This window comes from Acetivibrio ethanolgignens (assembly GCF_001461035.1).
Taxonomy (GTDB): Bacteria; Bacillota; Clostridia; order Lachnospirales; family Lachnospiraceae; genus Velocimicrobium; species Velocimicrobium ethanolgignens.
Genome location: NZ_LNAM01000217.1, coordinates 1,037 through 10,035, shown reverse-complemented (window position 1 = coordinate 10,035; position 8,999 = coordinate 1,037). Strand labels below are relative to the sequence as shown.

Genomic DNA, 8,999 nt, shown 5'->3' with positions numbered 1-8,999 from the left:
TAGAAACTTGTAAACTAAGTAGTCTTGATTGACTACACCATTATTATACTAGGAGGTAAAATCATGAATAATTATAGAAAAAAGTTTAGTAAAGAGGAATTGAGTAGAGAATTACACAAAAATGATAATATGGCATCTGAAATAATCGAGGACGAAAAGAAATGGCAATCATTTAAGAAAAAGTTCAATGATTTTTTGTTTAAAGCAGAAAAGATTCCGGTATTAGGAGGGGTAATTGATGATTTGATAACAATGGTTGATTTGGTTGATGCATATATAAAAAAAGAGTATCGAGGAATTCCAGTTGGAACCGTTATTTCAATCGTAGCTGGATTAATATATGTACTAAGTCCGATTGATTTGATTCCTGATGCTATTCCGGTTATCGGTTTCGTAGATGATGCGGCAGTTATTATGTTTGTGTTAAAACTAGGAGTTGATAAAGATTTAGACAAATTTAGAGTTTGGAAAAATAGAAAACTTGAGGAGTGTATTTCAGAAATTAATAATTCATTTGCAGAAATACTTCATGATACTATTGGTACAAACTACTTAGCTGCTGTTGTGTTAATGTGTGACAATTCATTAAAACTTTTGATTAGTAAAGAAAAATGTGAAGATGAGATGATTTGTAAAATAAAAGTATTACAAATTCCAACTAATATTTTGAATGAATTTGAAATTAATGATGTAGTCGAAATCAAAAAGTTTATAGATGTGACTTTATCTAATGAAATTATACATTGGATTGATGGGGTTGAAAAGGTCGCTATATATGAACCGGATTTTGAATTGTTTTGGGATAACTATATTATTGAGGAGGATTAACAAATGGATAAGGAGATTGAATTATTACTAAGTGATCTTTCAGATTCACCGACAGAACTCAGCGAAAAGAACAAGAAAAAGATACATACATATATTCCGGTGCCGTTTGATTTTGAAATTCTTTGGGCTGATATTAATTCATTCGGGGGATTTCCTTCAGGAGTGGTTTTAACAAACAAGGGGTTAGTTTTAAAAGCTCCTAGGCCTACATTTAAGGATAAGAAGAAAGAAAGAGATAAGGAAAAAATATATAGAATACCATATCAGATAATTTTGTGGGATTATTTTGACCCAACGGATTACAAGATTGAGAAATCTGTTGAAGGGAATAGTTTCACTTTTAAACAAGATGGTAAGATATTGTCAGTATTTCAAGATGCTTCATTATATAAATTTTTAACCCGCTATTCGGATTATTTAGCAAGAATAGATGATTATACGAATTTGATGGTTGAAAATGCTGTATGGAGTGAGGTTGAAAATTTAAATATGGAGAATGCTGCATTTAATGCAGCTTATGGAGAAAATCAATCTAAAACTGGACATGGAATATATGCTGAAGAAGTTGGTTCTGTTTTAGATAAATTATCTGGTGAGAAATCTACAGTTGTGGGTCGCGATAATGCCAAAAATGGACCAGATAAAATTGTAAATGGTTCGCCGGTTCAATGTAAATTCTGTAAAAGTGCTGGATCTAGTGTGGGAGCGTGTTTTAAGAAAAACCCGGAAACAGGTAAGCTTGAGTATAGATATTTCGAAGCTAAAACAGGTGCTCCAATGAAGGTGGAAGTTCCAGCGGATCAGTATGAAAAAGCAGTTGAGGCTATGAAACAAAGGATTTTAAACAATCAAGTGCCAGGAGTAAATGATCCAGAAAAAGCAAGTGAGTTGATAAGGAAAAGTAAATTAACATATGCACAGGCTAAGAATTTGGCGAAAGCAGGGACTTTTGAATCATTGACATATGATGCAGCAACCGGAGCAATTAATTGTGGTTTTGCAGCTGGTATTTCGTCATTGGCATCATTTGGAATGACATATTGGCAAACTTCTGATATTGAAAAATCAAAAGATGCAGCTGTAGATACAGCAATAGGTGTATTTGGTCCTGCTTTAGCGGCAAGTATAATTACAAACCAGATTGCGAGAACAGGATTGTCAAATGCATTAAAACCAGCTTCACAAAAAATAGCAAATAAAATTGGAACAAAAACAGTTCAAAAATTGATTAATGCAAGAAGAGCATTGATAGGTAAAGGAAAAATATATGGTAGTGCTGCAAATAAAAGTTTCGCAAAAGCGTTACGAAGTAATGTGATAGTAGAGGGTGTTTCTTTTGTAGCATTTTCAATCCCGGACACATATAGAGTGTTTTCTAAAAAGATAAGCGGAGCCCAGTATACCAAAAATATGTTGTCATCGTTTGGTTCCTTGTTAGGAGGAATTGCTTCAACATATGGTGCAGGTGTTGCCGCTGGTAAGGTTGGCGAAAAAATAGGAAAAAAAGTCAATAAAAAAGTTGGTGCAGTTATTGGTTTTGTTGCTGGTGCAGGAGGTGGAATGGTAGCTGGATTCGCTGTTAAGAAACTGTCAGATATGTTTAAAGAGGATGATTGTATAATAACTGCTAGAATGTTTAACGCAGTTGTGGTAAATATGGCTATTGAATATATGCTTGATGAAGCAGAATGTGATGAATTGATTAAAATATTAGATAGTAACAGTAAAGAAATATCTAAAATGCAGATTAAGATATTGAAATCTGAAAGACAGTATTTTGAAATTAAGCAGTTCTTAGAATCGTATTATGAGACAGTGGTTGTGAAGAGAAAGAGAATTGATAGCGACCTAGAAAATAAAGCATTGAACTATGCATTTGAAGAAGAATAGGAGGATATGTGATATGAAATGTGATTGCTGTGGACGAAAAAAGAAAATAATGGAGTCATTTGAGAATTTAGGAAAGGGCGGAAATGTATGTAAGGAATGTTCTGATCTATTATATCGAATACATGATGCAGTTGTTGAAAAAAATAAAGAAGACTATGCTAACTATTCAGAACAAGTAAGAAAACATTTTGAGAAAACAAGTAATAAAGAATTCGAGCAATGGTTTGAAAAAGAATATATGGAAAGAAATCACATGTAAAGTTTAATAATAGACACTTTCAAACTCCAATATTGGTGGCCTGTGTGTTTATGAAATCTGCGTGATTTTATAATTGAGAATAAGGAACTGTGGAAGAGTAAGACGATTTTTGTTATTGCTATGACGGGATTTTTTAGTGGTGATGGTGCAGGTATTTTGGGGCGACTTTTGCAGAAATACGGATCGAAAATACTAGGTGGATTGCATTTGAAAATATTGGATAGTATAGGTGATGAAAAAGTGTTAAATCGTCCGCTGGAAAAGAGGAACTTGTGACGAAGGTAGAACAGAAGATTAGGAAGTCGGTTCAACTTTTGAAATCAGGGAAACCAACCCAAGAGAGAATTGGTGTACTATATAGTATGACTGGTTTCTTTGGACACAGAATGTATTTTGGGTATAAGACAAAGAAATATTCATATAAGTTGCGTGTGGATGCAGATAAGTGCATAGGATGTGGCAAGTGTGGAAAGTTATGTCCTATGAATAATATCAAGTTTGTCGATAAGAAGGTGGTACAGAATAACAAGTGTACTATGTGTTATAGGTGCATCAATAATTGCCTGAAGCAAGCTATGACATTATTGGGGAAAACGGTTGTGGAGCAGAGTGTGATAGAAAAATATTTATGATAGGAATTACGGTATGATATGAAAAAGATATATAAATTTGAACCATGGTTTTTCATGTTTTTTGGAATCTTTCATTTACATAGAATTTGGGGACTTGTGGACAGGAACTCTTATGCTGAGTTTTGGATAAATGTCATGGAAAGTAAGGACTTATTTTACTTTGCACTCATGGGAATATTATCTGTACTTTGCGTGCTTGGAATTATTACTTTCTTTAAGAATTTGCGTTACAATTGTTGGTGGAGATGGATATATCTGTGTGGTGGCGGATATTTGCTATTTGATTTGTTTGCTATTGCAACCGGATTGGAGTTTTGGCATGATTTGTTTTTAACAATGTTTGATGTGACTGCTTGGTATTGGAATCTGCTTTGGGGCGGATTTATAGCTATGGGTGGTGCAGTGTTTGTGTTAGGATGTGTATTATTGAAATTGTTAAAAAAGAACGCTATTTGAGGTAAATTGTCGTGATAGATTTTTTGAATTGGTTAATAGAACCAGCTAACAGAAATACAAATATTTTTACTTTGTTGACAGTTGTTTTGTCAGGTTTGATATCTTGGTTTATTTCAGCAAAATATTTTACTAAGGGGAATAGAGAAAATTTAAGGGTTTCTTTGTTGTATCCCATGAAACAAATTATAGAGGAATCGTATTCATGGAAAAACTACCAGAAACTTGTTTGTATTTCAAAAGAGTATTCGGCGAAGTATTTAAAAAAGAGCGAGGTGAAAATAGTAAGTAAACTGCTTGATTCATATAAAGAAGTATGCAGATATGATTATGATTTTGTATGTGCAGATAGTCTGTTTTCGTATTTTAAGAAAAAGTTAGAGGAGAATAAAATTGTTTTGAAATACGAACCTATTTATGTTGATGGTGAACTAGTGGATGTAGATTTCCCAACTGATTTGTTATATATGACTGATGATTTGGCAAGAATTATTAATATTCATCCACCGCAATATGAAACTGAAGCATGTTGCGAAAAGGTTGTAATGATTTTCAATTCATATTGCAAAATGTGTTATGAGCATGAACCAATAGTCTATTTTGATGATAAGTCTTTTCAAGAAGTAATAAATGAGTCAGATGTAAGTAAAGCATGGGATGAAAAATTTGAAAAATTAGAGTATGCCAAAAATGATTTTTTGAGTATGGATGTATTGAAATAAATAGGAAAATTATAAATTTTTGCTCCAAAGGTGCGTTTTAGATGAAAAAATCTACATATATTAGATTGCTTATGTTATAATAAAAAATAGTTGAGTAGGGATGTTCTCACTATGTATAAGAGAGTTTTAAAGGACATATATTTTTGTAAATTTGAGATACAAATAATAACACATTTGTATTAGGAGGCAAGTATGGCAACAGCAGAACAGTTAAAGGCTTTGATAAGGGCACATTTTGATGATGATAGTGAAAAATTTAAGACGGTGGCACTTCAGATTGCAGCTCATGAAGCTAAAGTTGGTCATACGAGCTGCGCAAGAGAGATTAAGAGCTTGGTTCAGAATGTCAAGAATTCTAAGAAAAAGGTAATGCCGTTTGCCAAGAAGTTAGATACTTTAGAGCAGAGGGATAATTATGCTGATATGCTTGATATTGTATTAAGTGAGAACCTTGAAAGTAAAGTAACACGTATAATTAATGAATTCCGTAAAAAGGAAGTTTTAAGGAAGAATGGCTTAAAAAATCGTAGTAAAATTCTTCTGACTGGTGAACCGGGAACTGGAAAAACAATGACTGCATCAGTTATTGCTAACGAAGTTAATTTACCGTTATATGTAATTCAGATAGACAAATTGGTAACAAAATATATGGGCGAGACTAGTGTTAAGCTAAGACAAGTCTTTGATCATATTGAGGATTATCCAGGAGTGTATTTATTTGATGAATTTGATGCAATAGGTTCTGATAGAAGTATGGATAATGATGTTGGAGAGATGAGACGTATCTTAAATTCGTTTCTTCAATATTTGGAAAATGAGGATTCCTTTAGTTTAATTATTGCAGCAACAAATAATCCAGGTATATTAGATAAAGCGTTGTTCAGACGTTTCGATGATGTTTTAGAGTATTCTTTGCCTGATGAGAATCAGATACTTAGAATTATGAAAAATAAGTTGGAAGGATACTCAGGAAAGGATGTTTATGAACAGGACGTAATGGAAGTAGCACTTGGTTTAAGTCATTCTGATATCGCTAAAGCATGCGAAGAAGCATTGAAGTATTCAATTATGGATGAAACTACTATTGATAAAAAAATCATGATAGGAGTGTTACAGAACAGAAGAGAGTTGTATCGCTTTAAGGAGGCTTAAAGATAAATGGAAAGAAGTCTGCAAAATATTTTACTTGAAGAGAAAGGTGAAAGTCTAACATACATACCCATAAATGGTGGTGGAGGAGAACCAAATTTTCCCACCAGAGCAAGTAGAAAAGGGCATGCATCCTATCTGCAGAAACAATTAGAAAGTGCTTGGAATTGTGCGTTAGATGAAACAAAAAGTGTAGTGGCTACTTCTATTCGTGATGGTGTATATCTTCAGATAGAAGGTAAGGAAGGTTATGACTTAGTTACAAAGAGCCTGGAAGATACGAGGCAACATGTTCGTCTTTTAAATGTAAGTGAGGAAAATGGAGTAACAAAAGCCACTGTATATGTTCCTACTAAAAAGCAAGACTTCTTTTTAAAAAAGATAAATAAGTATGCGGAGACGCAGAGTGGTTCAGATGTAGTAACTACAATAGAAAAAATAAATACGGCTATGATTGAATCTTTATGGGTAGGAAAGAAGGAATCCATGCCGGATGAAACACGCGTTTGGTGTGAGGTATGGCTTCGTTATGAAATGAATGAACAGCCGAAAGCAATTGTAGATACATTTTGGACACTGTGTTCTGATTTGAAAATTGAATATAAGGAAAAAATAATTACATTCCCAGAACGTATCATTGTCTTAATTAAAGCTAATTTAGAAAATTTGAAACAGCTCATGTTGGCAAGTGGAAATTTGGCAGAAATAAGAAAGATGATTACGCCAGTAAGTTTTTATACAGATATGGCGACATGGGAGCAAAAAGAATGGGTTGCTGAACTAGAAAAGCGTCTTGATGTATCAAAGAGTAGTAATACATCAGTTTGCTTATTAGATACAGGTGTAAATAATGCACATCCGCTTTTGAAAGCTGTATTAAAGGATGCGGATATGCATACTGTAGATGTGTCTAGAGGTGTTGATGATAGAAGAGGTCACGGGACTGAAATGGCAGGTATCGCTACATATTTTGATTTGCAAGAAAAGTTAGAGAGTATGTCTGTTATTGAAGTATATCATTATTTGGAGTCGGTCAAAATTTTAAATAATCCAAATGATAATGATGAAGATTTGTATGGAGCAGTTACTCGGCAAGCGGCATATATTGCAGAAGCAGAAAATCCTGATGCGAACAGAACATTTTGTATGGCAATAACGACACCAGAATCAAGTAATGTGGGAAATGGTGTACCTACCTCTTGGTCAGCTGCAATAGATGCATTATTGGCTGGAACCAGTGAAGAATTATCAGATGATAAGAAAAGGCTTATGTGTATATCGGCAGGTAATACTTCTGTAGAAGAAATTGCGGATTTAGGTGATCATTTATCAGCCATACGATTACATTCTGTTGAAAATCCGGGACAAGCTTGGAACGCAATTACAGTAGGGGCATATACTGATAAAACAGTGATAGCCAAAAAAGAATATGCAGATTATTCTCCAGTATCCAATAAGGGTGGTGTATCACCATTTACATCGTCCTCTGTTATGTGGGAAAAATCAAAATGGCCTATAAAACCAGAGGTAGTATTTGAAGGTGGCAATCTGGGTCATAACCCAACTGAAAGTTTTTTGAATGGTTATTCAGAACTTGAAGATTTGGATATGATTACTACTTGCAAAGATTTTGTGATGGGAAAATCGCTTATCGCAACAAATATGACAAGTCCTGCAACCGCACAAGCAGCTTGGATGCTTGCTAACATACAACATCATTGTCCACAGTTATGGCCTGAGACGATTAGGGGGCTGTTGGTTCATTCGGCTACATGGACGGATGAAATGCTTAAAACATTTATTCCTGCGAGCCATGCTACAAAAAATGATTATAGAAATTTGATTCGAGTATGCGGATATGGAGTTCCGAATTTAGAACGAGCAGTGTATAGTGCACAGAATAGTGTTAATTTAATTATTGAAGATGAATTGCAACCCTTCATAAAAAAAGGTAGTGGAAATCCTACTTCTAATGAAATGCATATGCATGATATTCCTTGGCCAACAGATATTCTAAAGAACTTAGGTGAAAGAACGGTAAAAATGCGGGTGACTTTATCGTATTATATTGAACCAGGTCCTGGGCAAATAGGATGGAAGGATAAATATCGATATCCATCTTGTGGATTAGTTTTTGATGTGAATAATCCCACGGAATCTAAGGAAGAGTTTAAGAGAAGAATTAGTAAAGCTATGCGAGACGAAGATGAGGACAAGAGTACAGTTTCAAATGATAGCAATAGATGGCTGATAGGTTCACAAAATAGAAATGTTGGCTCCATTCATTCTGATATATGGGAAGGGACTGCAGTAGATTTGAGCCAAAGTAATTATATTATGGTTTATCCTACTACGGGATGGTGGAAGTTAAGAACCAATCAAAAGAAGTATAATAATAAAGTTAGGTATTCGTTGGTAGTATCGATAGAAACACCGGAAAGTACGGTGAATCTTTATAATGAAATAACTACAGCAATTAAGAATAGGGCGGTAGTTAAGACGGAGATTACAGCTATAACAAAGAAAAAGTGATGTATATGCCTCATCCTACGGAGAGATGAGGCATATATTTTAAAAAGTTTCCAAACTATCCTCCGCATCCACCCATTCCTGCATCTCGCCATTCAGTGCAAGCCGGGCATACTCCAGCGGATTATCAATCGCCAGAGCATTCAGACACCGTTGGGAATTAGGAGTAATCCGTATCCCGGATTCTGCCTGATTGCAGTCAATCCGGAGAATGTAGCCGTCATAGTGCTTAATGTCGATGCTGTTATGCATCGGGTTATATTCAGCGTGTATCAATTTCATTGTTATCAGTCCTTTCATTTGAATTGGAGGTAAAAAGTATAAATGGTACAATATATATGTACAAAAAATCCAAAATAAAAATGTACAAATGCTATACTGTTACCATGGAGGTAAACAGTATGATTTTAAAAAGCAGCATTATTGTAGATTTAAAGATTAATTCATTGGAGGACTTATACAAATTGAAACCGTTTACAGAAAATTCTTCACTAAACATCAATAAAAGCCAGATTGCAAGAGAGCTTGGTGTTGACA

General features: G+C 34.3%; 7 protein-coding genes and 2 pseudogenes. 8 read left to right on the top strand and 1 reads right to left on the bottom strand.

Features of this window, described 5'->3' with window-relative positions; all coding sequences use genetic code 11:
* Positions 1-318: 318 nt before the first annotated feature.
* From ASU35_RS20855 to ASU35_RS17420, 8 genes and pseudogenes are all read left to right on the top strand, one after another.
* Positions 319-414 (top strand): annotated as a pseudogene (locus ASU35_RS20855) (YkvA family protein); the annotation flags it as partial.
* A 417-nt stretch (positions 415-831) separates the two neighbouring features.
* Positions 832-2,718 (top strand): hypothetical protein, encoded by a 1,887-nt coding sequence (locus ASU35_RS17450; protein ID WP_058354239.1) that lies wholly within the window; start codon positions 832-834, stop codon positions 2,716-2,718.
* Between the two features lie 13 nt (positions 2,719-2,731).
* The gene (locus tag ASU35_RS17445) at positions 2,732-2,977 is read left to right on the top strand and encodes a hypothetical protein (protein WP_058354238.1); all 246 of its coding nucleotides are present in this window, start codon (positions 2,732-2,734) and stop codon (positions 2,975-2,977) included.
* A gap of 257 nt (positions 2,978-3,234) precedes the next feature.
* A pseudogene (locus tag ASU35_RS17440) lies at positions 3,235-3,609 on the top strand (EFR1 family ferrodoxin); the annotation flags it as partial.
* An 18-nt stretch (positions 3,610-3,627) separates the two neighbouring features.
* A complete protein-coding gene (locus tag ASU35_RS17435) occupies positions 3,628-4,065 on the top strand; it encodes a hypothetical protein (protein ID WP_058354236.1) in 438 nt (145 codons plus the stop codon).
* Between the two features lie 11 nt (positions 4,066-4,076).
* Entirely contained in the window at positions 4,077-4,784 is a 708-nt protein-coding gene (locus ASU35_RS17430; protein WP_083504375.1) for a hypothetical protein, read from the top strand.
* Between the two features lie 192 nt (positions 4,785-4,976).
* Positions 4,977-5,936, top strand: a complete 960-nt coding sequence (locus ASU35_RS17425) for an AAA family ATPase (protein WP_058354235.1) — start codon at positions 4,977-4,979, stop codon at positions 5,934-5,936.
* Between the two features lie 6 nt (positions 5,937-5,942).
* Complete coding sequence (locus tag ASU35_RS17420; protein ID WP_058354234.1) at positions 5,943-8,465, top strand: S8 family peptidase; 2,523 nt, start codon at positions 5,943-5,945, stop codon at positions 8,463-8,465.
* 39 nt (positions 8,466-8,504) lie between these two features.
* On the opposite strand, the gene ASU35_RS17415 is transcribed toward ASU35_RS17420, so the two are convergent.
* The gene (locus ASU35_RS17415; protein WP_058354233.1) at positions 8,505-8,744 is read right to left on the bottom strand and encodes a DUF6061 family protein; all 240 of its coding nucleotides are present in this window, start codon (positions 8,742-8,744) and stop codon (positions 8,505-8,507) included.
* Positions 8,745-8,999 lie beyond the last annotated feature (255 nt).

What these genes read in the sequence shown, in the direction of transcription:
- ASU35_RS17415 (WP_058354233.1), bottom strand. Translation starts at nt 8,744, where the DNA reads ATGAAATTGATACACGCTGAATATAACCCGATGCATAACAGCATCGAC.
- ASU35_RS17445 (WP_058354238.1), top strand. Translation starts at nt 2,732, where the DNA reads ATGAAATGTGATTGCTGTGGACGAAAAAAGAAAATAATGGAGTCATTT.
- ASU35_RS17435 (WP_058354236.1), top strand. Translation starts at nt 3,628, where the DNA reads ATGAAAAAGATATATAAATTTGAACCATGGTTTTTCATGTTTTTTGGA.
- ASU35_RS17425 (WP_058354235.1), top strand. Translation starts at nt 4,977, where the DNA reads ATGGCAACAGCAGAACAGTTAAAGGCTTTGATAAGGGCACATTTTGAT.
- ASU35_RS17450 (WP_058354239.1), top strand. Translation starts at nt 832, where the DNA reads ATGGATAAGGAGATTGAATTATTACTAAGTGATCTTTCAGATTCACCG.
- ASU35_RS17420 (WP_058354234.1), top strand. Translation starts at nt 5,943, where the DNA reads ATGGAAAGAAGTCTGCAAAATATTTTACTTGAAGAGAAAGGTGAAAGT.